This is a genomic window from Treponema sp. OMZ 798, from assembly GCF_024181385.1.
Lineage (GTDB): Bacteria > Spirochaetota > Spirochaetia > Treponematales > Treponemataceae > Treponema_B.
In genome coordinates this window covers 370,141-395,765 of sequence record NZ_CP051305.1, presented here as the reverse complement: position 1 = coordinate 395,765, position 25,625 = coordinate 370,141, and the positions used below count along the sequence as shown (strand labels likewise).

At 40.5% G+C, this 25,625-nt stretch carries 22 protein-coding genes and 1 pseudogene; 12 read left to right on the top strand and 11 right to left on the bottom strand.

Annotation, left to right across the window (positions count from 1 at the left end):
* Nucleotides 1-47 precede the first annotated feature (47 nt).
* Both E4O07_RS01890 and fusA read left to right on the top strand, forming a co-directional pair.
* A complete protein-coding gene (locus E4O07_RS01890) occupies nt 48-1,385 on the top strand; it encodes a Na+/H+ antiporter NhaC family protein (protein ID WP_253686976.1) in 1,338 nt (445 codons plus the stop codon).
* 60 nt (nt 1,386-1,445) lie between these two features.
* Nucleotides 1,446-3,524, top strand: a complete 2,079-nt coding sequence (fusA, locus tag E4O07_RS01885; RefSeq protein WP_253686975.1) for an elongation factor G — start codon at nt 1,446-1,448, stop codon at nt 3,522-3,524.
* A 147-nt stretch (nt 3,525-3,671) separates the two neighbouring features.
* Here fusA and E4O07_RS13465 read toward each other — a convergent pair.
* From E4O07_RS13465 to E4O07_RS01865, 4 genes and pseudogenes are all read right to left on the bottom strand, one after another.
* A pseudogene (locus tag E4O07_RS13465) lies at nt 3,672-3,749 on the bottom strand (hypothetical protein); the annotation flags it as partial.
* Between the two features lie 257 nt (nt 3,750-4,006).
* Nucleotides 4,007-5,203, bottom strand: coding sequence for a formylglycine-generating enzyme family protein (locus E4O07_RS01875; RefSeq protein ID WP_253686974.1), 1,197 nt, complete (start codon nt 5,201-5,203; stop codon nt 4,007-4,009).
* Between the two features lie 76 nt (nt 5,204-5,279).
* Nucleotides 5,280-5,564 carry a hypothetical protein gene (locus E4O07_RS01870; protein ID WP_253686973.1) on the bottom strand — a complete coding sequence of 95 codons (285 nt, stop codon included), beginning with the start codon at nt 5,562-5,564 and terminating at the stop codon, nt 5,280-5,282.
* 122 nt (nt 5,565-5,686) lie between these two features.
* Nucleotides 5,687-7,414: an AMP-dependent synthetase/ligase gene (locus tag E4O07_RS01865; protein ID WP_253686972.1), complete on the bottom strand. Its 1,728-nt coding sequence runs from the start codon at nt 7,412-7,414 to the stop codon at nt 5,687-5,689.
* A 79-nt stretch (nt 7,415-7,493) separates the two neighbouring features.
* Here E4O07_RS01865 and E4O07_RS01860 point away from each other — a divergent pair, with 79 nt between their 5' ends.
* Entirely contained in the window at nt 7,494-7,973 is a 480-nt protein-coding gene (locus E4O07_RS01860) for a C40 family peptidase (protein WP_253686971.1), read from the top strand.
* A 19-nt stretch (nt 7,974-7,992) separates the two neighbouring features.
* Here the strand turns inward: E4O07_RS01860 and E4O07_RS01855 are convergent, their stop codons facing one another.
* Both E4O07_RS01855 and E4O07_RS01850 read right to left on the bottom strand, forming a co-directional pair.
* Nucleotides 7,993-8,403 (bottom strand): hypothetical protein, encoded by a 411-nt coding sequence (locus tag E4O07_RS01855; protein WP_253686970.1) that lies wholly within the window; start codon nt 8,401-8,403, stop codon nt 7,993-7,995.
* Between the two features lies 1 nt (nt 8,404).
* Complete coding sequence (locus E4O07_RS01850; protein ID WP_253686969.1) at nt 8,405-9,340, bottom strand: TraB/GumN family protein; 936 nt, start codon at nt 9,338-9,340, stop codon at nt 8,405-8,407.
* An 80-nt stretch (nt 9,341-9,420) separates the two neighbouring features.
* Here E4O07_RS01850 and E4O07_RS01845 point away from each other — a divergent pair, with 80 nt between their 5' ends.
* A complete protein-coding gene (locus E4O07_RS01845; RefSeq protein WP_253686968.1) occupies nt 9,421-10,611 on the top strand; it encodes a THUMP domain-containing class I SAM-dependent RNA methyltransferase in 1,191 nt (396 codons plus the stop codon).
* A gap of 96 nt (nt 10,612-10,707) precedes the next feature.
* Here the strand turns inward: E4O07_RS01845 and E4O07_RS01840 are convergent, their stop codons facing one another.
* Nucleotides 10,708-11,568, bottom strand: a complete 861-nt coding sequence (locus E4O07_RS01840; RefSeq protein WP_253686967.1) for a sigma-70 family RNA polymerase sigma factor — start codon at nt 11,566-11,568, stop codon at nt 10,708-10,710.
* Between the two features lie 339 nt (nt 11,569-11,907).
* Here E4O07_RS01840 and E4O07_RS01835 point away from each other — a divergent pair, with 339 nt between their 5' ends.
* Entirely contained in the window at nt 11,908-12,174 is a 267-nt protein-coding gene (locus E4O07_RS01835) for a co-chaperone GroES (protein ID WP_253686966.1), read from the top strand.
* Nucleotides 12,175-12,269: 95 nt separating this feature from the next.
* Here the strand turns inward: E4O07_RS01835 and E4O07_RS01830 are convergent, their stop codons facing one another.
* The 4 genes from E4O07_RS01830 to E4O07_RS01815 all read right to left on the bottom strand — a co-directional run bounded on the left by E4O07_RS01830 (nt 12,270) and on the right by E4O07_RS01815 (nt 16,528).
* Nucleotides 12,270-12,872, bottom strand: a complete 603-nt coding sequence (locus E4O07_RS01830; RefSeq protein ID WP_253686965.1) for a hypothetical protein — start codon at nt 12,870-12,872, stop codon at nt 12,270-12,272.
* The gene (locus E4O07_RS01825) at nt 12,862-13,479 is read right to left on the bottom strand and encodes a hypothetical protein (protein ID WP_253686964.1); all 618 of its coding nucleotides are present in this window, start codon (nt 13,477-13,479) and stop codon (nt 12,862-12,864) included. Before E4O07_RS01825 ends, E4O07_RS01830 begins: the two co-directional genes overlap by 11 nt.
* A 20-nt stretch (nt 13,480-13,499) precedes the next feature.
* On the bottom strand, nt 13,500-15,257 hold the full coding sequence (locus E4O07_RS01820) for a S1C family serine protease (RefSeq protein WP_253686963.1): 1,758 nt from the start codon (nt 15,255-15,257) through the stop codon (nt 13,500-13,502).
* A gap of 77 nt (nt 15,258-15,334) precedes the next feature.
* On the bottom strand, nt 15,335-16,528 hold the full coding sequence (locus tag E4O07_RS01815) for an acetate/propionate family kinase (protein WP_253686962.1): 1,194 nt from the start codon (nt 16,526-16,528) through the stop codon (nt 15,335-15,337).
* A 151-nt stretch (nt 16,529-16,679) separates the two neighbouring features.
* Here E4O07_RS01815 and E4O07_RS01810 point away from each other — a divergent pair, with 151 nt between their 5' ends.
* From E4O07_RS01810 to E4O07_RS01780, 7 genes are all read left to right on the top strand, one after another.
* Nucleotides 16,680-19,490 carry a CHASE2 domain-containing protein gene (locus E4O07_RS01810; protein WP_253686961.1) on the top strand — a complete coding sequence of 937 codons (2,811 nt, stop codon included), beginning with the start codon at nt 16,680-16,682 and terminating at the stop codon, nt 19,488-19,490.
* A 27-nt stretch (nt 19,491-19,517) separates the two neighbouring features.
* Complete coding sequence (locus tag E4O07_RS01805; protein WP_253686960.1) at nt 19,518-20,864, top strand: MATE family efflux transporter; 1,347 nt, start codon at nt 19,518-19,520, stop codon at nt 20,862-20,864.
* 75 nt (nt 20,865-20,939) lie between these two features.
* Nucleotides 20,940-21,785 carry a YitT family protein gene (locus E4O07_RS01800; protein WP_253686959.1) on the top strand — a complete coding sequence of 282 codons (846 nt, stop codon included), beginning with the start codon at nt 20,940-20,942 and terminating at the stop codon, nt 21,783-21,785.
* A 76-nt stretch (nt 21,786-21,861) separates the two neighbouring features.
* Nucleotides 21,862-22,878, top strand: coding sequence for an ornithine carbamoyltransferase (gene argF / locus E4O07_RS01795; RefSeq protein WP_253686958.1), 1,017 nt, complete (start codon nt 21,862-21,864; stop codon nt 22,876-22,878).
* Between the two features lie 203 nt (nt 22,879-23,081).
* Nucleotides 23,082-23,852, top strand: a complete 771-nt coding sequence (gene phnC, locus E4O07_RS01790) for a phosphonate ABC transporter ATP-binding protein (RefSeq protein ID WP_253686957.1) — start codon at nt 23,082-23,084, stop codon at nt 23,850-23,852.
* Nucleotides 23,849-24,718, top strand: coding sequence for an ABC transporter permease subunit (locus tag E4O07_RS01785; RefSeq protein ID WP_253686956.1), 870 nt, complete (start codon nt 23,849-23,851; stop codon nt 24,716-24,718). The genes phnC and E4O07_RS01785 overlap by 4 nt, the downstream gene beginning before the upstream one ends.
* Nucleotides 24,715-25,551 carry a PhnE/PtxC family ABC transporter permease gene (locus E4O07_RS01780; protein WP_253686955.1) on the top strand — a complete coding sequence of 279 codons (837 nt, stop codon included), beginning with the start codon at nt 24,715-24,717 and terminating at the stop codon, nt 25,549-25,551. The genes E4O07_RS01785 and E4O07_RS01780 overlap by 4 nt, the downstream gene beginning before the upstream one ends.
* The last annotated feature ends 74 nt before the right edge of the window (nt 25,552-25,625 follow it).

Sequence of the window (25,625 nt, the reverse complement as noted above, 5' to 3'; positions counted from 1 at the left end):
CCTTTCTCCAATTGTAAATTCATACAAATATTGATATAATTTCGGTTATGGCAGGTATAATAGCCTTATCGGCTTTTGCAGTATTTTTAATTTTTTGCCTTATATTCAATATTCAAATCCTGTATTCTCTTTTGGCAGGGTATTTTATATTTTTAACTTACGGAATCTATGAGGGTCACTCTGTTTCTAAGCTGCTTAAAATGTCTGCTAAAGGAATCTTAAAGATTAAAAACATAGTTATGGTTTTTATGCTTCTCGGAATAATCACCGCAATATGGAGAGCAGCAGGAACCATCCCTGCAATCATAGTAATAGGCTCAAAACTGATTGTTCCTCAAATCTTTTTACTTTTGAGTTTTTTACTTTGCAGTTTTTTGTCGGTTATGATAGGCTCTGCCTTCGGAACAGCCGCAACCATGGGCGTAATCTGCATTTCGATAGCAAGGGTTATGGGAATAAATGAGCTCCATGCAGGAGGGGCTATTTTAAGCGGCATTTTTTTTGGAGACAGATGCTCACCCATGTCCACAAGTGCAATCCTTGTAAGCGAAATTACCGAAACCGATCTTTTTGAAAACATAAGGGGAATGATTAAAACTTCGATAGTTCCCTTTATTTTAAGCTGTATTTTTTATTTGCTCTTAGGCCTTGCCTCAAAAACAGAAAACATAGAAACCGATGTAACAGCTCTTTTTTACAGCCACTATAACCTCAATATTATAACAATAGTTCCCGCAGCCCTCATAATAGTTCTTTCTGTTTTTAAGGTAAGGGTAAAAAAAACAATGATCATAAGCATAATTGCAAGCCTTGCCGCCGCACTCTTTATTCAAAAAGAAAGCATAGTAAACCTTTTACGCTTTGCAGTCCTCGGCTACAAAACTTCAAGTGAAGAATTAAATGCAATGATGAGCGGAGGAGGAGCTATTTCTATGGTCAAGGTTTGCTTCATTGTAGCTATTTCTTCTGCCTACGCAGGCATCTTTGAAGAAACGGAAATCCTAAGCCTCTTAAAAAAGTGTACAAAGGTAATAGCCGAAAAAATCAGCAGCTTCGGAGCAGTACTGGTTACTTCAATAGTCGCAGGCGCCGTCACCTGTAACCAAACCCTCGGCTCAATCTTAACCTATCAGCTGTGTAGGGACCTGATGCCCAAAGAAAAAATGGCCATCAGCCTCGAAAACTCTTCGATAATAGTCGTTGCCCTAATACCGTGGGCAATCGCCATGAGCGTCCCCCTCGAAATATTAAATGTATCCGGCAAAGCCGGCCTTTTTGCATTCTACCTTTATTCGATCCCGATATGGAATTTAATATGGTCGTTTAAAATAAAAAATAAGAATAAATTTTCTACATTCTTAACCTTGCAATTTTTGAAAATATAGTGTATCCTTATTCTGTGATTAAATTTTTAAGCTTTTACGCTTTATATAAAAGGAGTTTTTATGGGATTTACAACGGATAAAATCAGAACCATCGCCGTTGCCGGACACGGTCAATCGGGCAAAACCAGTCTTGTGGAACACTTGCTCTATGTTTCGGGCCTTATCGATAAGGCAGAATCGGTAGACTCGGGAAAAACCGTGACGGACTACAGTCAGGAAGAAATCGATCGAAAAATATCTATTTACTCAACCTTAGTTAACTTACAAAAAGACGATAAGCTCATAAACATTTGGGATACTCCCGGAGCTTCTGATTTTATCGGTGAAGTAATCGCAGCCTTCCGCTCATCCGAATCAGCCCTCATAGTTTTAGACGGAAGATCGGGCGTACAAATCGAAACAATCAAGTACTGGCGCGACCTCGACAGAAGAAACAAGCCCCGCTTGGTTTTTGCAAATAAGATGGATGAAGGCAGGGCCGACTTCGATAACTGTATAGCCGACGTTAAAAAACAGTTTCAGGTAGACGTTTTCCCTGTAAGCTTTCCCATGGGCTTAGGCGGCGATTTTAAGGGCGTTGTAGACGTGCTTCACGGAAAGGCCTATAAAATCGAAGGCGGAAAAGAAGTAGAAACCGAAATTCCTGCCGAATATCAAGATAAGTACAAGGAAGCCCTGGAAGTTTTAGCCGGAGCTGCTGCCGAAGGTGATGAGGAATTACTTGTAAAATTTATAGATGAAGGGGAGCTTTCACCTGAAGAAATAAGCCGAGGTCTTACCCTCGCTATGGCAGACAATAGAATTGTTCCTCTTTTTGCAGGTTCAGCCCTCAATAATTCGGGTCTTACATCTCTTTTACGCTTTATAAGCGAAATTCTCCCCTCACCGGAAGGAGCCCTGGAAAGAGGAGTTACAAAGGAAGGAGAAGAAATCTCAGTTAAACTGGATCCTTCAGCCCCTCTTTCGGCCATTGTAGTAAAAACCTCCAACGACCAGTTCTCAGGCCGTCTTTCCTATGTAAAGGTTATTACGGGAACCCTCTCAGCCGACTCCGAGGTCTTCAACCTTAGAGAAGAAAAAAAGGAAAGAGTCGGTAAGATTTATAAGATCTTGGGTAAAAAGCTCAGCGAGGTAAAAGAAATTGCCGCAGGAGACATAGGCGTTTTGGTAAAGCTTGCAAGCACAAAGACAAACGATACCTTGGCTGCCTCTGCCGATGCAGTACCCTTTGTACGGCTTAGAACACCCGAGCCCATCTACTCTTTGGCCGTTTCGGCAATAGATAAAAAGAATGACGATAAGGTCAGCGAGCAGCTCTTTAGAGCTTGCGAAGAAGATATGACCCTTTCATTCGCATTCAATGCCGAAACAAAGCAAAATGTCCTTTCAGGCATGGGCGACTTACATACAAGCATAGTTTTGGATAAGGTCAAAAAGCAATCCAAGGTAGAAATCCAAACCTCAATCCCCCGCATTGCCTATCGAGAAACAATTCAGCGCAAAGCTCAGGCTGAATACACGCACAAAAAACAGTCGGGCGGACACGGACAGTTCGGAAGGGTTGTTTTGGCCATTGAAGCCCTCCCCCGAGGCGAAAAATACAAGTTTACCAACGCAGTTTTCGGAGGAGCCATCTCCAAGGGCTACATACCCGGCGTTGAAAAGGGCGTTATTGAGGCTATGGAAAAGGGCGTTTCGGCTGGCTACCCCGTAGTGGATGTTGCCGTAACCGTTCTTGACGGTAAAGAACACCCCGTAGACTCATCGGAAATGGCCTTCAAGATTGCTGCCCGAAATGCTTTTAAGGATGCAATGCGCAATGCAGGCCCCATCCTCCTTGAGCCAATTATGAACCTAACCGTCTTTGTTGAAAACAGCTACCTAGGAGACATAATGAGCGACCTTTCTTCCCGCCGAGGAAGGATACTGGGACAATCTTCTCCTGCAAGCGGCATCGAAGAAATCAGAGCCCAAGTTCCGCATAAAGAACTTTTGCGCTATGCAATCGACCTCCGCTCGATGACAAGCGGTACGGGTTCTTTTGAAATGTCCTTTGATCACTATGACCCGATTTCGGGCAAAATTGCCGATGAAATCATAGCAGAAGCCAAGGCCTTTATGGAAGAACAAGAAGAATAGGCTAAAGCCTAAACAAAAAAACACCCTATCAGGAACGATGGGGTGTTTTTTTTGTTTAGATGCGGCATTTTAACTTGCTGCATACCGAAAGCGAAGAGCAGAAACCGGTTGACATTCGTCCGGCAGCATTACCGGCATAAAATCCTATTACAATACGCAAGCCAGGCGGAAACCAAGATTGTTGTTCCTGTTGTCAGGACTGTTGTTGTTCCGTTTGCCTACAGTGCAGTTGTTCGCGTTATTGTTCCAGCTGCCGCCGCGTTTAACACGGTTAGTACCCGACGCACCACCTTATAAAGTCCATACCGTTTTTTACTCAAAAATTTTCGAGCCGCTAAAGCGGCTACTCAGTGCAGTTTCATCTTTGCTTCAAAAAATGTACTGCACCGCATCTACGCATTTGTGCTTTGGCAGGTGCGCCGTTACGGGCGGCTTACGCTGCGCCCTCCACTGCTTACCCGCCTACGCACAAATGCGTGAACTCAAGGGCACCAAGCCAGCCGGAAGCCAAGAATGCCGTTCCTGCGGCCAGGACTGCCGTAGTCCCGTACGCCTACAGCGCAGTCGAGCGCGTAGTTGACCCAACTGCCGCCACGAAAGACGCGGTTAAGACCCGACGCGGCCCCTTGAGGATCGATAACCTCTCCTGCTCCTATGCTGCCATACCAGTCAAAACACCATTCCCAAACATTTCCCGACATGTCGTATAATCCAATAGCATTCGCAGCTTTACTTTTAACTGCAGCCGTCTTAGTTACCTCTGTTGGTTGGTCTACCCAATTACTTCCGTCCCACCATTCATCATACACCGCTACCCTCGTAACTTCATCACGTAAACTTTCCCAAGTCTCTCCTTCAGGTAAGGTCAGACCACTAAAGCCTATGGGCTTTTTCGCTCCGCTTGCACTGTTCAATTTGGTCAGCCATACATCGCCGTATTGTGCCGCATTTGTTTTATCGCTTCCCTGCCAACGGGCTGCGTACTCCCACTCGGCTTCAGTCGGAAGTCTAAAGCCTTTTTTACTCATCTCAGCATAGGCTGCATCACAAGCAGCTTCTGCCGTTGCGTCTTTTAATACCAAATCGTGATTGTCTTTGTTGCGGTATACACATGCGTCTATTCCTTTTTCTTTTTCCGTATACGCATTACACCACACAATGCAGTCCCTCCAGCTTATAGTCGTTACAGGCTCATTTTTCCCTTCATCTGTGGGGGCTGTTCCTTCACCTCCGCCGCTTCCTTCCCTGCCCTGATTGGCAAAGATGTATCCCTTAGCATTATCAGTATTCCATTTGAGTACAGAATGCCATAACTCATACGTTACCTCCGTCTTGCCGAGCTTGTAGGGGCTTAATTTTACCTTTCGGCCTGCACGGAATACGCCTTTCCACCAAGCTTCACTTCCGGGTAAGTCGTAGTTAGGGGCAACGCCTGTGATGCCGTTTGCAGGCGGTATTATTTTTATAAAGCCGTCGCCTGTATCTTCAACAGAACCTACATTGGGCGGCGTGGGCGGCGTTCCGCCTCCGCCGGAACTGCCTGAGCCCGAACCGCCCGCACTATTGGGGCAGCCGGTAAAAAGCAGCCCTACTGCCAATATTGCGGCTGTGATGAGCACCGCGGCTCCCTTAACTGTGAAGGCTTTTGCTTTCTTCTTATTTGTTTTAAACTTTGTCATAAATTCCTCCTGTCAAAGTTAATTTTTAATTTAACCGCCGAGCACGCCAAGGACACAAAAGGTTTTAATAGAGTCTTTATAAGACATTCCTTAATAATCCTCTGCGAACTTGAGCAAAGCTCAATGCTTTGCGTTCCTTGCGGTGTAATATAAAAAACGCATAAAAGCGTACTACGGCCCTTATGCGGTACTTTATGTGAGTAAATTTGTTTGTGTTTGATTGTAAATTTATCTGAGCACAGGCACCTATCAGCTGTGAAGCTTGCCCTATGCGGTACTTTATGTCAAGAGCTTTTTCAAAACTTTTTGTAATTTTTTGGTGAGAATGTTTGCAACTGCTGTCCGGGCGTTTCCATATCATTGGTGTTTAGTATACATGGTTTTGCTGCATATTGCAAGGCCCATTTCAAACATCTTTCCATCTTAAAAGATATGGGAACCTCTAAAAAACTGAAGCTCTTAGAGGTTCCTTTTTATAACTACCTACTTCTTAAAACGCTTTACTTTTTTGGTTGTGGTCATTTCAAGCGGTTCGGACAGATAAGTTGTCTTTGTAATCCGCTGATAAGGTAAAAGCTTCTTATTTACAGTTTCGATAATGGCATCGATTTCTTTTTGAACGGCTGCATCGCCTTCGCTTGTGCCGCGTGTCATATTGAGCTTTTTATAAAGTTCATCCGAGGGATAAACAAGGGCTTCAACTTCCTCGCCTTCTTCTGCCTGATAACCCGCAGCTGTAATCTGTTCAATCTCATTATAATAAAGCTGGAACATGTTCTCAATTTCTTCGGGGAAGACGTTTTTTCCTCCGGCAGTAACTATGAGGTTCTTAGCCCGTCCGCAAAGATAGAGATAGCCCTCATCATCCAGCCGGCCGAGGTCTCCTGTCCTAAACCAGCCGTCGGGTGAAAGCACTTCGGCTGTTTCTTCAGGCATGTTGTAGTAGCCCTGCATAACCATCGGCCCCTTTACAGCAACCTCGCCTATTCCCTTTTCATCCGGATCGAGGATTTTCATTTCCATATAAGAAATAAAATACTGTCCGACACTGGCTATCTTAAAGTGTTCCTTGGGATTAAGAGCAACAATGGGGGAGGTCTCAGTCAAACCGTAGCCCTGAACAAAGTCGATACCGAACTCGTTATAAGCCCTGCATACATTGGGAGCAAGGGGGCCGCCTCCGCAGATAGCGATACGCACATTTCCTAAGCTGGCCTTGTCCAAAATGCCGTGGAAGAGCTTGCTGCCGATATTTACCTTAAATACCTTTTTAAAGAAGTAAGAAACTCCCATCAAGGCCCTGATAATACCGAAAACTACGGCACCCTTAGCCTTTATGCCTTTGAAGATACCTGCAAGCAGTTTATTAAACAAGAGCGGAACGCCCAAAAGCATCGTGATTTTTCCGGCTTTAAGCTCGGCAAGCATCTTTGATACGGCAAGAGTCTTGCCGAAAACCAATTCTGCACCAACCGAAAGAGCTTCGATAAATACCGCAAGCATCGTATACGAGTGATGAAGCGGCAAAAGAGCATAGAATACATCCGTGTGATAAATATTTAAATTAGACTGGGCTATATAGCAGTCGGAAACAAAGTTTTTGTGAGTAAGCATAACACCCTTGGGGTTTCCCGTCGTACCTGAGGTGAAAAGGATGGCAGCCGTATCGCCTTCTTCAGCCTTTGCAAGCTCAGGCGTACCATTGGGTTTTAAGTTATATACATAAATTTCGGGATGTTTTTTACTTAAAGAATAAAGTGAACCCACATAAGCCTCGGTTTTTGCTTTTTCTTCAAAAAAGCCGAATTTTTCCTCATCCACAAAGAACATTTTGGGCTTTGCAGTTTTTAATAAGGTTTCAATCTCTTCATTATGAAGACCGTAGTCTATAGGAATTATTATTCCCCCTGCAAAGAGAGCAGCCAGATATACGACAGCCCATTCGGGGGAGTTTTTCCCTGAAACGGCAACATGATCTCCCTTTGTAACTCCGTTTTCGGTCATCCAATAAGCCAAGTCTCTGATTACCTTTAAACTTTCAGCATATGAAAGGGTAATACGATCGGGTTCAAATACCGTAAAACAATTTCTTTTAGGATACCGTTCTGCGGTAATTTCAAACATTTCAGGGAGGGTCGGCCACTCGCCTTTAAATTTTTTACCTCTCCACTCATCCAAAAAAGCCCAGGGCTTTTTATTAAGATTTGCCATAAGATCTTCCTTTTATAAATAAATTTAGCTAAATTCTCTTATAGTTAGACCCGATAAGAGATAAGAGGTTGCAGAATTTATGAAAAAAATATTTATTTTTATTGTTTTAAGCTTTTTTTTAAACGGATGTATGATCTTTGGGGCTCAACCGCCTGAATCCCCGCGTCTTGATTTTATAAATGCTGCATATAAATATCTAAAAACTCCATATAAATATGCAGGAACCACTAAGGCAGGGATGGATTGTTCAGGCTTTGTATACCGCTCAGCCCTTGACGGCCTTGAAATAACCATACCTCGGAGTACAAGAGGCCTTGCGGACTTTGCAAAACGCATTCCAAACAAAGAGGTTCAACCCGGTGATCTTTTATTTTTTTATACTGTAGGAAATAAATTATCTCATGTAGGAATTTACATAGGAAATAGGCAATTTATCCATGCGGCATCACAGGGCAAACATACAGGCGTAATAATTTCATCCCTTGACGAAAAGTACTGGAAAAAAGCATACCGCTTTGCCGGAAGGTTTTTAGAGCCGGAAGAAATTTTTAATAAATAAAAAGCTCGAAATTAAACAGTTAAATATCAAACACGTCCAATATTATTATGAGCTGCATTCCCTTGTGCGGCTCAAGATTGATATCGAATTCCTGTATCAGAGACTTGGGTTTTGTTTTAAGTTTTCTTATTATCGAAAACTCTTCCTTTGCCAATAGTCTACCCTCAGGTCTCTTATACCCGGAAAAATCATATACGACCTTCGTTATTAGACGCCCCTCGATAACTTGAACTATAACTTTGCCGTCTTCATTTGTAATATAATTTTCTTGGGTACCGTCCGAAAAGAAAACAGTACAGGGAAGGTCCTTAAAAGATATTTGAGCCTTGTCTGTCAGCTGCACATAGGCTCCTGTAGGTTGAATTTGCTTTGTCTTGCATGACAAAAAGCAAAGCATCAAAACAGCAAAAAAAACGATTATCCTTTTCATCTTATTCTAAAATTCCTTTTAATCTCATTTGTTCAAAGACACTGTCCTCGCCCAAAAAATGAGCAATACCTGCAAATACAAAGCTTGTTCCGCCTTCATTAAGATACTGATCAAACTTTTCTGCCCACACAATATTTCGGACTTTTAACAGGGCATCATGAGGTATACCCTCACTCATATCTAAAAGAGAACCTATAAAATCTTTTAAGTCCTCGCTATTGTTTTCCAGATAAAGTCTTTTTAATTTGGTCAGGAAGTCAATGGTTTTATCGGCATTTTGTAAATCATCTATAGTTTTTTTAAGATCATAAATTTGTTCTTCAAAACTTCCGGATGATAAGATATCCAGCTGTTCATCAATAGTTTCAAGAGCTTCAATTTTTCTTTCACCGGCACGGTTTATAAGATATATATCTATACCGTTTTGAGGCTCAAGATCAGCCTTTGTATATAGGATTTGGTTTAAAGTTATTGTAAGAATCCACGGGTTAAATTTAAAAAGAGGGGCAGCAATACCTTCTCCCAATTCCTGCTTAACGACATTTATTTCATCTTCGGATAAAAAATTAGACAAATCTTTTTCGGGATTAAGATTCATGTTTTGAAGCATTCTTACCTGTAACTTTTCTTGAAGAGAATTCATTTCAGGAAGTCCGCCCAACTCACTTACCAGCCTATCGGCCTTATCAAAGGTCTCAAGTATCTTATCTTCCAGGGGATAAAAATCCTTATCTGCAACGTGAATCGTTCCCAAAATATAAATTGAAGCTTCATCCGTTTTTATTTCCCAAAACATCCTTTCCGGATGCTTGATTAAAACGGCCTTAGGTTCCGCCCCGTCTTTTAAGTTAGAGTTCTTTGTGGCACAAGAGCTTAAAAAACAAAAAAGGAATAAAAGGGTCAAAATCCCGGGCAAAAGTTTTTTTATGTTCTTCATTTTTTCTCCAAATTTAAGTCGATTATTTTATACAAAAAGTATATAAAAAATTCGTAAAAAATGCTATACTGCGAGGTACTATGAATGATTTTATTGCTTTATGCGCCATAGGTGCAGAACCTGTTCTTACGAGGGAATTAAAAATCTTAGGTTTTAAGCCCTATAATAGATTACCCGGAAGGGTGTTTTTTACGTCGGAAGAAAAGGATTCCCTTTTAGCCTTTTTTCAGGCAAATTATTTTTTACGCACGGCCGACAGGGTTTTTATGCTCATTAATACCGCAAAGGCCGAAAATTTTGATGACCTCTTTGATTTGGTCTTTTCGATAGACTGGCATAATTATTTTCCGCGGGATGCCCGCATAACCATCGATAAGGTGCGCACCTATAAGTCCAAACTTTCTTCGGAACATGCCGTTCAATCCATCGTGCATAAGGCTGTCTGCGACAAGCTGTGCAAAAAATGGAATATGCACTCCCTCCCCGAAACGGGAACCCGTTTTATGATTCGAATATATATAGAAAACAATAATGTCTATGTCTGCCTGGACTTGTCCGGAGAACCGCTTTACAGGAGGGGCTACCGTTTAAGCGGAGGAGCAGCCCCCATGAGGGAAACCTTGGCTGCGGTTTTAATCCGGCTCATGCAATGGAAAAGAAAGATTCCTCTCCACGATGCCTTTTGCGGCTCAGGCACCATCCCGATTGAAGCGGCTTGGTATGCCTATAATATTCCGCCGGGGATCGCCCGTCACTTTGCCTTTGAAAACTTTATCTGTTTTGAAAAAGAAAAAATAGAATCCGTTTTAAAAGAAGAAAAAGAAAAAGCAGCCTCGCAGGTGCGCACCGACTGCCTTGCAAGGATAACCGGCTCGGATATTTCGGAAGAAGCCGTTTCTCTTTCAAAGGCCAATGCCGAGAGGGCCTGTATAATCGCAGGAAGGGAACTTCATGCAGCCGGCATTACCCATCACATTGAGAGGCCCGATTTTATTCAATCGGACTTTTCCGAATTGGAAGCCCCATACGAAAGCGGCATCCTTTTGTCCAACCCGCCCTACGGTGAAAGGCTCGGAAGCGAGGAAGAAGCCTTTGAGCTTTACAAGAGGATGGCAGAAATCCCCCGGCACTTCCCTGATTGGAAGCTGGGCTTTATCACAAGCAAAAAAGAATTTGAAAAAATATTTTGTAAGCAAAATAAGGATGCAGTCTTAAAAAAACACGGCCTCCGCGGCGGCAACATGGAAACCGTTTTGTACATTATGGAGTAAATCGAAGGTTTAGCTTACAAAAAAGGGCTGCCTTCCGGCAGCCCCGCATCATATGGAACAGATTTTTATGTAAACCGTTTAAGCAACGTAAATCGTTTACGCAACGTAAACGGCAAGTTTTTGTTTTTCGGCAGGCTTTTTAAGCTGCTGCAAGGCCTTCTTTTCAATCTGGCGGATTCTTTCTTTTGTAAGATTAAAGATAAGCCCTACCTCTTTTAATGAAAGAGGAGCATAACCTCCAAGCCCAAAACGATAGCGGATTATCTCCGCTTCCCTTTCATCAAGGTTTTTAAGCAGCTCGTCTACCTCATCTCTAAGGCTCATGTCCATCGCATACTCTTCAGGCATCTGATGAGTTTCATCCTGTAAAAAGTCGTTTATACTGGAGCTTCCGGGTTCATCAAAAACGGGAGCATCAATCGAAATAGGATCGCGGGCGGCATTCATAATCGTATGAACCATAGAGTTGTTCATATTTAAGATGCCTGCAATTTCATTGAGTTCCTGAGCTTCGTTTCCGGCAAAGTCGATTTCCTTTTTTGCCTTTTCGATTTGAACAAGCTCATTTGCCCTGTTCAAGGGAAGGCGTATCATTCTTGATTTTTCGCAAATAGCCTTTAAGATAGACTGTTTAATCCACCAAACAGCGTAAGAAATAAATTTATAGCCCTTCGAGACATCAAATCTTTCAGCGGCATTCATCAAACCTATGTTTCCCTCACTGATAAGATCCATAAGAGGAAGGCCCTGATTTTGATATTTTTTTGCTACATTTACCACAAAACGCAAGTTTGAATTTACCAGCATATTTTTGGCATATTCATCTCCCTTTTCGGCAAGTTTAGCATATTTTATTTCTTCTTCCGCAGTTAAAAGCGGGATCTGATTTATTTCTTTTAAATAAGTAGCCAACGAATTCTTTTCTGCGTCATAATTGTTTTTTGTCCTGTTATACATAACTTAACTCCTTGTATAAAATCGGGAAGCTTTTTCGGCCTCCGATATATACAAGCAAAAATCATGCTAAGACAAAAATATGCTAAAAAAAATACTTTTAACTTAGAAAAAAAAGGGGTTAATTCCATAAGTTTATAATGAATATATACTTACAGAATTTAATATCTGAGACCGAAAATAATCAAAACCTATTGCCTTTTTGGCTTTTTTTTCTTATATTTTATGGTATTCGGGATAGATGTACTGAAATGACACAACCCGAAATAAAACACAAAAAAGAGTGCCAAAAAGGCACAAAACAGGTTTTTGTGTTCTTTTAATTTTTCAGGAGGTCTTTTGATGAAAGTTAAACCCTTAGGAGACAGAGTTTTAGTAAAACCGGATGCCGTAGAAACAAAAACAGCCGGAGGAATCATCATTCCGGATACAGCTCAAGAAAAAACACAAAGAGGTGTTGTTGCAGCTGTAGGAGACGACAAAGAAAAGATTAAGGTTTCAGTCGGACAAAAAGTTATTCACGACAAATATGCCGGAACTCAAATTCAAATCGACGGTGTAGATCATTTGATTTTAAAATCAAATGATTTGGTTGCTGTTGTAGAATAAGGTTTAGCGTTTTTATCTGACAGATAAAAGCTTATTAAAAAAAGGCGGGTCTTGTTTAAAGCCCCGCCTTTTTTCGTTTTCAGTTTAAAAGAGTTTTATTTTTTCTCTATTGGAATCAATGGAAGTCTTTCAAGCTCAGCATCTTTTCCATATACTGTCTTCAATGCCTTAGCAGCAGCATCAAAATTATCGATTTTTTTGACATCAGTTATATCATAAAACGGAAGAGAACATTTGCAGACAAAATCTCCGATGTAAACGTATTTTACACCTTCAGGGACTTCAAGTCTTCCATTTAAAGGGATAGTTATTCTAAGAGCTTCAGCACCTGCAAAATGGTATTGTAAAGACTCAACATTGATATACCTTTGACCATAAGCAAAAGGCAGCTTTATCATAGCAAATTCAATTTTTTTAGCATCTTCGTCAATCAAACCTAAAATAGGAGTCCTACGGTTTGAAGCTTTAATAGTTATTTTATCCTTTGCATTTCGCGAGTCCTTTGTTTCCAACCTAGAATCAACAGCATACACATAATTTGAAAAGAAATCCGTATTAGGCTCAGGCTTAATTTTTAGCGCAAAAACAATAACAACTTCACTTTTTGCAGGAGGCTTTGGCGGCTTTTTATCGGCTGCAAATACTGCAATATTCACAAATGCAATAAGAAATAATAAAAGGTACTTTCTATTTTTCATTTTCAATCTCCTTTATTCTTTTGTCAATAAAAGCTTCCCACTTAGTATTTTTAAACTTACTCTTCATTTTATTCAAACATTTTAACTCGTACTTGGATTGTTCTTCACGCGGGTAAAGAGAAAGAGAGGCTGTAGAACCGCTAATTATGAAGTCATAAGCCCCGATAAACTGTAACCCGGTTTTCTTGGTAATAAATGTTATATTACCTGCTCTACCCAGACCGGGTGTGAAATTTGTGGTGGTTTTAGTAAACCAGTTACTATAATTCATTTCCAAAAGCTGAAAACTCAAACCTTTATCCATTGGAGGAAAAGCAAAAACTCCGCCTCCAAAAGATTTAGGCAAAAGCAACATAGGCTCTTTTGAAGTATCCATCTGAGCATATGTATGGAAGCCTCCCACATTCAAGTAACCGTATACAAGGCATTCCTTATCTGAATTTACCAAATCTTTTAATTTAACCTGTTCACCGTTGATACCGGCTTCTCCTTCAGTCACACCCTTGCCTCCTAAAGCCAAAAAAAGGCATGAATTAAGGAGCACCATTAAGCCTATACAGCATATAAGCGATGCGGCAATCTTGATAGAATTCTTTTTCAATTCCATAATTAATCTCCTAATATTTATTATATACGCACCGAAATACTTGCGCGAATTCCTATATTTGTTTCTTTTATTTCTTTAATATATGACCTGACAAGGCACTCAATACCGAATGATACGGCTGTAAAACTTACCGGTACAACCTCGATTCCTCCGCCATATTGAAGAAATGGCTCAAAGGGAGGTACAAATATACCCCCGCCTACGAAGGCTTGAGGAGCGATATATAGTGTATCCTTAATATTAAGGGGCAGCTGAAGCCGTAATTCCGGTCCCATTCCGAAACCGATTTTAGGCGGCTTACTAAAAGAAAAATCGGGCAGAATTCTAGGTTTATCGATAATTCCTGAGAAACCTATTTCTAAATATTTAAAGCTATAAAGATACCCTAAGGAGAATCCTGATGTCCAGCCGGTATCCTTTTTTAAACCTGTATAGGCTGCGTATATTCTCATTTTTGTCGGAATCTCTTCGATAGAAATAAAAGAACCGCCGGTACTTTGCTTTTCTTCTTTGGCCTTTTTACCGGTTTTTTCAGAAGGCTTTGCTTCAGGTGCTTCGTTTAAATTAGAGTCTTCAATTTGCCAAAAGTTGAGGTTATTTTTCCAAACGGTAAAAAATTTTGATTTTGCAGCCTCATCATAAAGCACAAACTCATAATTTTTACCGGTCTTTTTTAATCCGGCAATATCAATTTCGTTTTGAGGGTTGTATGAATTGTCCTCGGGATTTATAGAACTATATATTTCATAAGCAAGGGCTGTTCTGATTCCGTTTATTGGGTTTCCAAGTATTGAAGCAGCCAGAATCTCGGTTCTAAAAAGTTTAGGAGCTTTTCGCAAGGCTGTCTTATAGGCATCCAATCCCTCATTTATGGCATAGTCCTCAGAAACATACATTGCAATTTTTCGAAGCCGTTTTAGAATTTCTTCATTTTTTTGCTCTTCTTTATCAATCTTAAAATTTTTACAAGCTTGTGCAAATTCATCTAAAGCTGTTTTTAAATTGTTTTCTGCTAGTTCTCTTCCGCCAGAAACTCTTGCATTGATGAAATTTTTAATTGATGTTGCAGGAATTGCAAAATTGGTAGATTGCCTAAAAACGGCCTTGGCAGAATTTATGCCTATAATCTCATATCCGCTAGGGGAATTTGGAGATTTTATTAAAAGGGGCCCCCCGGAATTTCCGGAATCGATAGGGGCCGAATGCTGAATAAAAAAGGATTTTTTAGGATCAACAGCATTACTAAGCCTTGCCTTTGAATTGGTAACAGTTCCTTTTCCAAGCTGCCAAAGCGGTTTTCCTCCAAGCCCCGGATAACCTGCGGACCAGACATCAGCTCCATCGGAAGGAAGTTTAGCCGCAAAATTTAAAAAAGATTTTACTCTTTTATCGTTAACCTCGGCTATTGCAAGATCCAACTCTTCATCTATTGCTACCACAGGACAATTTTCGATTTTAATCTTTGCACCGTCAATATTTTCAACTTCAAGGGAAAGAGAAGAAGCATAGGCTGCAACATGGTAGTTTGTTAATACATAGGTTTTCTTATTTTGCCCCTGAATAAAGAATCCCGAACCGAAAACACCGTCTTTAGCATTTTCAAAAAGTTCAGCAATATTCGCATAACCGGCCTTTGCAAGCTCATCGGCAGCATCATTCATAAATTGTAAAGTTTTTTCATCATAATTTGGCCTTACAATACATACCGCATCCCTTATATCGGCAAAAATAGTTAGGGTCAACAAAAAAAAGGCGATACATATAATTTTGTTTTTCATATAAACCTCCAAAATAAAACAGACTATCGGATAACATCTATAGTCTGTTTTGGTTAAGCTTTATTTTTATTTAATTTTTATTTTACTAAGCTCATTGTGTCCTTAGCAATCATAAGCTCTTCATTTGTAGGAATTATAAGCACCTTAACCTTTGATGAGGCCTTGCTTGCATCGGTGAGTTTTCCCCTTACCTTGTTCTTTTCGGAATCAAGTTCAACGCCGAGGAATTCCAAGCCGTGACAGATTTTTTCTCGAAGCTCGATAGAGTTTTCACCTATACCGGCTGTAAATACTAAGGCATCTACTCCGCCGAGCTGAGCTGCATAGGAAGCTATGTATTTTCTAACCCTGTTGCAGAAGACATCCAAAGCGAGCTGAGCTCTCTTGTTTCCCTGAGAGGCGGCAGCTTCAATATCCCTGAAGTCGCTGCTTACACCGGAAATACCCAAAACGCCGGATTTTTTGTTTAAAACATTGCTCATGTCATCGGCTGAGAGTTTTTCCTTGTTCATAATAAAGGGAAGAATGGCAGGGTCGAGGTCTCCGGAGCGGGTTCCCATTGCTAAACCTTCAAGGGGGGTAAGGCCCATGGAGGTATCTACACATTTTCCGCCCTTGATAGCGGCCAAGCTGGAGCCGTTTCCTAAGTGGCAGGTAATTACCTTAAAATCCGGTGAGGTGTTTTTAAGGGTTTCGGCAGCTTTTTCCGAAACAAAGCGGTGTGATGTTCCGTGGAAGCCGTAGCGGCGTATCTTGTATTTTTCGTAATACTCGTAGGGAAGAGCATAGATATAATTTTCGGCAGGCATTGTCTGATGAAAAGCAGTATCAAAAACACCAACCATAGGCGTATCAGGCATAAGAGCCTTACAGGCTTCAATTCCCATAATATTTGCAGGGTTGTGCAAAGGAGCAAGGTCGATACAAGCTTTGATACCGGCCATTACCCTGTCGTCTAAAAGAACGGACTTATTGAATTCTTCTCCGCCGTGAACTACCCTGTGACCTACAGCCGTAATCTCGTCCATAGATTTTACAACGCCGTGATTTTTATCGATGAGGGCTTCCAAAACAAGCTGAATTGCTTTTTTGTGATCATCCATTTTTTCTTCAATTAAAACGGCATCCATTCCTTTTTTTTCGTGCTTAATACGTGAACCTTCAATCCCAATTCTTTCGACAAGGCCTTTTACCAAAACATCTTCGTTAGTCATATCGATTAGCTGATACTTTAAAGAAGAGCTTCCGCAGTTGATAACCAATATCTTCATTATATATCTCCTTAAAAATGAAAAGTAATATTATTGAATATAATACCTCAAAATATAATAAAAGTCTATCGATACAAAGGCTTGTTTTTTAATAATTTTTACATTATAATGAAATTTATAATCCTCAATTGATAAAGCATTAGGAGAAATTATGGTCGAAAAAGAAACGAGTAAATCGGCATTTGCAGTTTTTTTGCAAAATAATCTTAATTTTATAATAGCAATAATTATGTTTTTAATTTTTACGGCCTTCAGCTTTATTAAATTAGGAAGGAATATAGAAAATCAGGTCTACGATGCAATGTTAAGACTTAAACCTGAAATCAAAGAAAAGAGCGAAATTCTTCTTTTAAATGTCGACGACTTTTCTATAGAACAAGTCGGCTCATGGCCTTGGTCGAGGGATGTCTTAGCCGATGTTTTAATCCGCTTAAAGGAAGCCGGCGGTAAGGCTGCCGTTTTCGATATTGAGTACCTGTCCGCAGGAAGGACGGGTGCAAACAACACCTATGTAGAGCATGAATTACCGAAACAATATGCAGCCGTCCGTCAGGAATTCGGAGAATATATAAAAGATTTTTCGGATGCAGTAGCAACCAAAAACATTCCGCTTTCGGAAGTAAAAACGATAGGACAGGATATGTCCGAATATTTTGAATCAAGAATTGATGAGCTTTCCGACTCAATTAAACATAATGTGTTTCGAGATAATGACGCCTATATGGGAGCTGCAACAGGATTTTTCGAAAACGCTTTTTTAACCATAAACGCAGTAAATATAAACATAAGCGGCGAAACAAAGGAGCTAAAAGACTTTGCCTATAACAATTTCTTGTTTACCAATATCGAAGATGAAGCAGGTCTTTTAAAAAAAGAAACATTGGCAAACCGCAGGGCAGCAAATGAAGAGTACGGAATGGCTCCGGCCATTATGCCGATACTCAAACATGCAAGAGGAGCCGGATTTCCGAACGTGGTTATAGACGAAGACGGTGTACGCCGCCGCATTTCGCTTTTAACGGAATATGAAGGCAAGTACATAGGCCAGCTGGTTTTCACACCTATACTTCACATCCTTGAACCGGAAAAAATTATCCGGTCGGGCAGGAAACTCATTTTAAAAAATGCAAAAGACCCGTCGGATTTGGAAAAAAGAAAGGATCTTATAATCCCTCTTGATGAGGATGGAAACCTTTTAATCAACTGGCTAAAAAAACGCTTTGCCGATACCGACAACCCCGAAAACGGCAGTTTTAAAAGTCTATCGGTTTATGCCCTTACCTATGCCGACATAATGGAAAAGAATTTAGTTTCACTTTTGGAAGCCATAAAAAATTTGCAAATCAGAACATCGGAGGGCTATCTTTCTTATCACAGTGCGGTTAGTTCTCTGGAAGATGAATATGCAAGGCTTGGGGAGTGGAAAAAAGAGCTTCTCAATAAATCCAAACAAAATTTTAAAGAATACTTCGCAGCGCGTAATTCCTTTTTTGATCACTACAGCAAATTTTTAAGCGGAGACTTCGATAAAGAAATACACGGTCTTTTTGCAAAAATAAAAGAACAGAGCGGATCAAACCAATATGACGATATAGATGCCTATGTTGCAGAGCTCTTTAAAAATGCAAAAGAAGAATATAAAAACTATTCGGAACACATAAACTATATAAACGGCTTTTGCAACAATGCCTTTGCAATTATAGGTTACAGCGGTGTAGGAACCTCCGATTTAGGTGTTAACCCCTTTTGGAAGTCCTATCCCAATGTAGGTACCCATGCCAATATTTATAATACTATTATGAATGAGGATTTTATAACTCCGATTCCGAAATGGGTTTCAATAATCCTTGCTTTTGTAATAGCAATATTTACGGCCTTTATGCTAAAGAAAATAGAAAGAGGTTTTGTAAAAGTTATTTTAGGAATAGTTTTATTGAGCCTAACTCTTTCCTTAGGAATCCTTTTATTTGTATTCGGAAAGATATACTTACAGCTCTTTCTTCCGGTTATAACGGTAGTTGTAAGCTTTATAGTCATTCTATTACTTAACTTTATTTTTAGCGAAAAAGAAAAGGGGTTTTTAAGAAAGGCTTTCGGTGTTTATCTTTCGGACGATGTTGTAAACGAAATTATTTCCGACCCCGACAAACTCACTCTTGGCGGAGAACAAAAAAGAATTACGGCTCTGTTCACCGACATAAAATCCTTCTCTACCCTTTCGGAAAAAATTACGCCTGAGCATTTAGTTTCGGTTTTAAACGTTTACCTCACACAAATGAGCGATTTAATTCTACATGAAAAAGGCACAATAGATAAATACATTGGAGATGCCATCGTAGCCTTTTTTGGAGCGCCGACAGACTTACCGGATCATGCTTACAGGGCTTGCCTTGCCGCAATCAGGATGAAGCAGGCAGAAAAAGAACTCAATAAGCAGCTTTATGACGCAGGAGACATTCCCATGCCCATCTTTACGCGCATAGGAATAAACACCGGAGAAATGGTTGTAGGAAACATGGGCACCGAAAAAAAGATGAACTACACGATTATGGGAAATGACGTAAACCTTGCAGCCCGTCTTGAAGGTGTAAACAAAAAATACGGCACATGGATATTGGCATCCGAATCTACATGGAACGAAACTAATGATGCTTTCTTAGGCCGCCGCCTCGACCGCGTAAGGGTTGTAGGTATCAATACTCCGGTTCAGCTTTACAATGTTATGGCAGTAAAATCGGAGGCCCCTGCCGAAATGGTAAGGCTCGTAGGCATATTTGAAAATGCGATCGACTTTTACCGGCAAAGGGAATATCAAAAAGCCCTTAACCTTTTTAACAAGTGTTTGGAAGTTGCCCCGGATGATGAGCCTTCAAAGATGTATGTTGAAAGAATGAATATGCTTCTTGCAGATACTGAAACGGCCTCAACTCACAGCGATATCGTAAACATGACAACAAAATAAACCTCTTAGTTTATAAGGACACAAATTATGAAAAACTTAACTCAAGGAAATGAGCTAAAGCAAATAACGCTTTTTTCCTTACCGATGCTTTTAGGCAATATCTTTCAGCAATTATATAATGTGGTTGACAGCATTGTAGTAGGAAAAAACATAGGCGACCATGCCCTTGCCGCCGTAGGAATCTCCTTCCCGGTATGGTTTATTTTTATATCCCTTGTCATAGGCTTTACCATGGCCTGCAATATTTTAATAGCCCAATTTGTAGGAGCAAAAAAATATGAAGAAATAGACAGGGTAATTCAAACAAGTATATTGATCTTGTTTTGGGCAGGTCTTATAGTTACGGTCATAGGAATCTTTTTTGCGCCCTATATTTTAAAGATGATGAACACTCCCTCGGATGTCTTTGAAGAAGCCCTTATTTATCTAAGGCTCATCTTTAGCGGAATGATTTTTTTGTTTATATACAATGCCTTCAATTCAATGCTGAGAGGTTTCGGTGACTCGATGACACCTCTTTATGCCCTGATAATTTCTACCATAATAAACATAGGCCTTGACTGTTTATTTGTCATAGCATTTAAATGGGGAATTGCAGGAGCTGCAATAGCAACAGTGATAGCCCAATTTGTTTCATGCCTTTGGCTCATCCTGTATTCGAGAAAAAAATATGAGGCTTTTAGACTCAACTTTTTTAAGTTAAGGTTCGATAAGCTTATCTGTGTACAGTCCGTCAAAATGGGCTTCCCCTCAGGGATTCAGCAAGCCTTGGTCGGAGGAGGCTTTATGGCCCTCCTTTCGATTGTAAACACCTTCGGCACACAGACGGCAGCAGCTTATTCGGCCGCAGGAAAACTTGACGGTTTTATCGTTATGCCGGCCCTAAATATCGGTGTTGCCCTTTCATCATTTACGGGGCAAAACATAGGAGCCGGAAAATTGGACAGGGTAAAAAGGGGCTTACATGCTTCATTACTCTTAGGTCTCGGAATTACGGTTACGGCTACTACTGCAATAGTTATTTTCGGCAAAAGCGTTATGCATCTTTTTGTAAACAATCCCGAAGTAATCGCATTGGGAGCCCGATACCTGATAATAGTCGCCCCTGCATATTTTTTTAATACGATAACCTTTACCTTGAATGGAGTTGTACGCGGAGCGGGAGAAACTGTTTTCCCGATGATTTCAACCCTGATGGCTATGTGGGTGTTTAGGGTACCGGCAGCAGCTCTTCTTTCAAAATACTTAGGCTCGGACGGAATTTGGTTGGCAGTTTCTATCGGTTCGGCTGCAGGCTGTCTTTTAACCTTCATTTACTATTGTTCGGGAAAATGGAAAAAAAAGGCAGCCAAGATTCTTGATGCAAAAAAATAAGCGGATGATTTGACTTGGCGGATTTTCAATTTTAAATAACAACTATAGATTAATTTTTATTTTAAAGGAAAAAAGATGAAAGAAAAATTATTAAGTTTTTTTTACATTGTTTGCGGAGTTTTGATGATAGCATCAGGCATTCATTTCTTTTTGCTGCCTTCAAAACTGTCTTTGGGCGGAGCAACCGGTATGGCCTTGGTATTGTCAAAATACCTGCCGCTTTCTACAGGGGCACTGCTTGTCGTGGTAAACATTTTTTTGTTTGCCTTGGGCTTTTTAATCATCGGAAACAAATTCGGTCTTAAAACGGTTTGTGCAAGCCTCGGACTTTCAGGAGCCGTATGGCTTTTGGAAATTTTAGTTCCCCTGCAAGGACCGATTGTAAACGATAAATTTTTACAGCTGATAATCGCCGTTATCCTTTACGGCGGCGGCGTAGGTATAGTTTTGAATCAATATGCATCTACCGGAGGAAGCGATATTTTTGCAATGATCTTTCAAAAATATTTCGGCCTCGATTTGGGGAAGGGCTGCTTACTTACGGACTTCACCATCACCGTCTTTGCAGGTTTTGCCTACGGAACCGAAATAGCCTTGTTCTCTCTTGTAGGAGTTATCATAAACGGGCTTGTTATAGATTCGACAATTGACGGCCTTAATGTAAGTAAATACTGTATAATAAACACCGATAAACCCGATGATCTTTGCCGGTTTATGGTAGAACTCGGTCGCTCGGCAAATGTCTACAAGGCAACCGGTGCCTACACAAAGGCAGAGCGCTCCGTTATTCAAACCGTTATGAGCCGCCGGGACTTTGTAAAACTAAAGAGCTATCTAGCCCAAAATGATCCTAAAGCCTTTATGGTTGTAACCAATGCCCATTCCGTATTCGGTTGGCATTGGAGAAGAATAGGAGAATAAAAAAGGTACTGGATTATTTTTGCAAAAGCTGATATATTATTCTCATTCATCAATAGCATCTTAAGGAGTTAAAACTATGCTTAAAGAAATTCGCGGAAAGAGCGCAAAGAACTTGCGCGGAAGAAGCTTTCTAAAATTGTTGGATTTTACTACAGACGAAATCCGCTATTTACTCAACCTTTCAAAAAATTTTAAAGACATGAAAAGGGCAGGAATTCCTCACAGATACCTCGAAGGAAAAAACATCGTTCTTCTTTTTGAAAAAACCTCCACAAGAACACGCTGCTCTTTTGAAGTTGCAGGTTATGACTTAGGGATGGGCGTTACCTACCTTGACCCCAATTCCTCACAGATGGGACACAAAGAATCTATCGAAGACACAGCCCGCGTTTTGGGAAGAATGTATGACGGTATCGAGTACAGAGGTTTCAGCCAAGAGCTTGTAGAAACCTTGGCCGAGTATTCAGGCGTCCCCGTATGGAACGGCTTGACCGACCTTTTCCACCCCACTCAAATGCTTGCAGACCTTCTTACAATCGAAGAAAACTTCGGATATTTGAAGGGGCTAAAATTCACATACATGGGAGATGCCAGAAACAACGTAGCCAACTCCCTCATGATAGCCTGCGTAAAGATGGGAATGCACTTTACTGCATGTTCACCCAAACACCTCTTCCCCACCGAAGACTTGGTAGCCGAAGCAAAGAAGATCGCTGCCGAAACAGGCGGAAGCGTAACCCTCACAGAAAACGTAAATGAGGGAACAAAGGGTGCCCATGTTCTTTATACCGACATTTGGGTATCTATGGGTGAACCCGACAGCGTATGGGAAGAGCGCATTAAGCTTTTAAAGCCCTATCAGGTAAACAAGGCCGCTATGGACAATGCAGACAAGGATGCAATCTTCTTACACTGCCTCCCCTCTTTCCACGACCTAAAGACAACAAAGGGTCAGGAGATTCACAAAAAATTCGGTCTTCCCGAAATGGAAGTAACAAACGAGGTTTTCGAATCTCATAAATCGGTTGTTTTTGACGAAGCCGAAAACCGCATGCATACAATCAAAGCCGTTATGTATGCCACAATGTGCTAATCTCTTAAACTTTATTTACGATGTTTTTCATAAGCCGTTAAAAATCAACAACCCCGATGCAGAGCATCAGGGTATTAAACCCTCCGCACGAATAAAGGCTTATGAAAAACTCGAAGGTTAGCCATAAAAATTTTGACGGCTAACCTGAGACTCTTTCTAAAAAACTTAGGAAGAGTCTTTAATTTTTTTTGGAGGTCAGCCTTGTGATTCTTGAACTTAAAAATATTTCAAAAACTTATCCTTCAGGACGAAGAGCCTTGCAAAGCATTTCTTTTAAAATAGAAGAAGGAGAAATTGCCGCAATAATAGGGCTCTCCGGCGCCGGAAAATCCACGATGCTGCGATGTATAAACCGCTTGGTTGAGCCGGATGAGGGGGAAGTGATTTTTTTGGGAGAAAAAATAAACAGACTCAAAGGAAAAACATTAAGACAATACCGCTCAAAGATAGGAATGATTTTTCAAAACTATAATCTGGTCGAGAGGCTTAATGCCGTCGAAAACGTCCTCCACGGCTGCCTCGGTTCAATTCCGTCCTACCGCGGAGCCTTAGGCCTTTATACCGAAGAAGAAAAAGAAAGAGCCTTTGCCCTTTTAAAGACGGTGGGCATGGAAGACTTTGCCTTTCAAAGATGCAGCGAATTAAGCGGCGGCCAAAAGCAAAGGATAGGCATTGCAAGGGCCCTAATGCAAAACCCGAAACTTTTATTATGCGATGAACCCATAGCCTCCCTCGATCCCCAGTCTGCAGAAATAGTTTTAAACTATATTAAAGAATTTGCAGTAACAAAAAAAATAGCCTGCCTTATAAGTCTTCACCAAATGGAGGCCGCAAAAAAATATGCGGATAGAATAATAGCCTTCAATAGCGGCAAAATAGTTTTTGACGGAAGGCCTGATTCCTTAAATGACGAAATCCTCCATAAAGAAATTTTTACAAATTCTTCTACATGCAGCGGAGAAAAGACTTTATGAAGTTCGATTTAAAAATTCACGCAGAAGAAAAAAGGCATAGAAGGCATTATCATAAAAAAACGGCCTCATACTCTTGGGAAAAAAAGCAGATATTTTTTGCAAGAAAAAAACTAAAAGCAATTTGTATTCTTTTAAGCCTTATTTTAATTTATTACTTTGCGGCGAATATAACGGGCTTTAAAGACCTTAGAGCAATTTTTAAATTTCCGCTTGCGATAGGTTGGCTTATAAAAAACTTTATCCCCGACAGTGAAAGTTTAAAACACACTCCGGTTATAATAAAGACCTTGGGCGAAACCTGCGTGATAGCAGCCTCGGCAACTACGGCAGCGGCCTTTTTTGCAATTGTACTTGCCCTCCTCGGTTCCGAAACCACAGGCATAAATAAACCCTTTAAAATAGGCCTTACCTTGGCAGCTTCTTTTTTAAGAAACATTCCGCTTGTTGCATGGGCCATGCTTTTATTGTTTTCGTTTAAACAAAATAACTTTACCGGCTTTTTAGCCCTCTTTATAATTACCTTCGGGCATCTTGTAAGGGCTTTTAAGGAGATGATAGATGAAACAAGCGAGGAGTCTTTTACAGCCCTGCGTGCTGCAGGCGTTCCGTATTTTCCTGCCCTCTTTAATTCAGTCTTCCCAAGCATAGCACCCGGCCTTGTTTCATGGCTCCTATATACGATCGAAACAAATGTGAGGGACTCGGCCCTCATAGGGATTCTAACCGGAACGGGAATCGGTTTTTTATTTAATCTTTATTTTAAAAGTTTCAGGTATAACAGCGCAGGCCTTATTATTTTTAGCCTGATAATCGTAGTTTTATTCATCGACATTCTTTCAAATAAAATAAGGCGGATTCTTCTATGATTGAACAAGCAAAAAAAATCAGACAGACAAACAAAAAAATAAAGATAAAAAAATTCTCAAAACAAAGGCTTTTAATTTTACTTGTGCTCACCTTTTTATCCTGCCTTACAATCATAACCTTATTTAAAATCGAAAAGCCGGACTACGGAATTCAAAAAGCCTTTTTACAATTTACGGAATATTCAAAAGATTTATTTATTTACCCAAAGCTCTCGCAAAAATATTCTTATGCGGAAATCTTTTTTTCTCTTTTGGTAAGTTTAAGCCTTGCCCTTTTAACTACAGTATTCGGAATTGTGCTTGCCTTCTTTTTAGGAATAGCCGCCTCGGAAAATCTTTCAAACAAGTATCTTGTAAAAATCGTAAGAACCGCAATGTCCCTTATCCGCTCGGTGCCGACCATTATTTGGGTTTTAATTTTTTCGGTAACCGCAAACATCGGAGCGGAAGCCGCCGTCCTCGGTATGAGCTTTCACAGCACGGCCTACCTCGTAAAAGGTTTTTCGGAAAGCTTTGACGGCATAGACAAAAAAACTATCGAAGCCTTAAAAGCCTGCGGGGCAAGCTACATCGAAATTATAAGTCAGGCAGTTCTCCCGGCTTCAATAAACAATTTAATCTCGTGGAGCTTCTTTAGATTTGAAATTAACTTCGGAAATGCGGTTGCTGTAGGAGCTGCTGCAGGGGCCGGCGGAATAGGTTACGAGCTTTTTATGGCAGGCTCTTTAAACTTTAATATGAGTGAAGTCGGCTTTATATCCTATCTTATTTTCGGAACGGCTATTATTTTGGAAGTTACTTCGACCAGGATAAGAAACAAGATCAGGCATTAGGCCTTTAAATTTAACGGGACAGGAAAAATCAAAAAGATTTTTTTCTCCTGACCCGCTAAACATTTTCGTTAAAA

Bases quoted from the DNA above. Each gene is read 5' to 3' on its own strand.
- E4O07_RS01840 (WP_253686967.1), bottom strand. From the start codon at position 11,568: ATGTATAACAGGACAAAAAACAATTATGACGCAGAAAAGAATTCGTTG.
- E4O07_RS01875 (WP_253686974.1), bottom strand. From the start codon at position 5,203: ATGACAAAGTTTAAAACAAATAAGAAGAAAGCAAAAGCCTTCACAGTT.
- fusA (WP_253686975.1), top strand. From the start codon at position 1,446: ATGGGATTTACAACGGATAAAATCAGAACCATCGCCGTTGCCGGACAC.
- E4O07_RS01835 (WP_253686966.1), top strand. From the start codon at position 11,908: ATGAAAGTTAAACCCTTAGGAGACAGAGTTTTAGTAAAACCGGATGCC.
- argF (WP_253686958.1), top strand. From the start codon at position 21,862: ATGCTTAAAGAAATTCGCGGAAAGAGCGCAAAGAACTTGCGCGGAAGA.
- E4O07_RS01785 (WP_253686956.1), top strand. From the start codon at position 23,849: ATGAAGTTCGATTTAAAAATTCACGCAGAAGAAAAAAGGCATAGAAGG.
- E4O07_RS01890 (WP_253686976.1), top strand. From the start codon at position 48: ATGGCAGGTATAATAGCCTTATCGGCTTTTGCAGTATTTTTAATTTTT.
- E4O07_RS01780 (WP_253686955.1), top strand. From the start codon at position 24,715: ATGATTGAACAAGCAAAAAAAATCAGACAGACAAACAAAAAAATAAAG.
- E4O07_RS01800 (WP_253686959.1), top strand. From the start codon at position 20,940: ATGAAAGAAAAATTATTAAGTTTTTTTTACATTGTTTGCGGAGTTTTG.
- E4O07_RS01860 (WP_253686971.1), top strand. From the start codon at position 7,494: ATGAAAAAAATATTTATTTTTATTGTTTTAAGCTTTTTTTTAAACGGA.
- E4O07_RS01805 (WP_253686960.1), top strand. From the start codon at position 19,518: ATGAAAAACTTAACTCAAGGAAATGAGCTAAAGCAAATAACGCTTTTT.
- E4O07_RS01845 (WP_253686968.1), top strand. From the start codon at position 9,421: ATGAATGATTTTATTGCTTTATGCGCCATAGGTGCAGAACCTGTTCTT.
- E4O07_RS01820 (WP_253686963.1), bottom strand. From the start codon at position 15,257: ATGAAAAACAAAATTATATGTATCGCCTTTTTTTTGTTGACCCTAACT.
- E4O07_RS01865 (WP_253686972.1), bottom strand. From the start codon at position 7,414: ATGGCAAATCTTAATAAAAAGCCCTGGGCTTTTTTGGATGAGTGGAGA.
- E4O07_RS01855 (WP_253686970.1), bottom strand. From the start codon at position 8,403: ATGAAAAGGATAATCGTTTTTTTTGCTGTTTTGATGCTTTGCTTTTTG.
- E4O07_RS01810 (WP_253686961.1), top strand. From the start codon at position 16,680: ATGGTCGAAAAAGAAACGAGTAAATCGGCATTTGCAGTTTTTTTGCAA.
- E4O07_RS01870 (WP_253686973.1), bottom strand. From the start codon at position 5,564: ATGATATGGAAACGCCCGGACAGCAGTTGCAAACATTCTCACCAAAAA.
- E4O07_RS01850 (WP_253686969.1), bottom strand. From the start codon at position 9,340: ATGAAGAACATAAAAAAACTTTTGCCCGGGATTTTGACCCTTTTATTC.
- E4O07_RS01815 (WP_253686962.1), bottom strand. From the start codon at position 16,528: ATGAAGATATTGGTTATCAACTGCGGAAGCTCTTCTTTAAAGTATCAG.
- E4O07_RS01825 (WP_253686964.1), bottom strand. From the start codon at position 13,479: ATGGAATTGAAAAAGAATTCTATCAAGATTGCCGCATCGCTTATATGC.
- E4O07_RS01830 (WP_253686965.1), bottom strand. From the start codon at position 12,872: ATGAAAAATAGAAAGTACCTTTTATTATTTCTTATTGCATTTGTGAAT.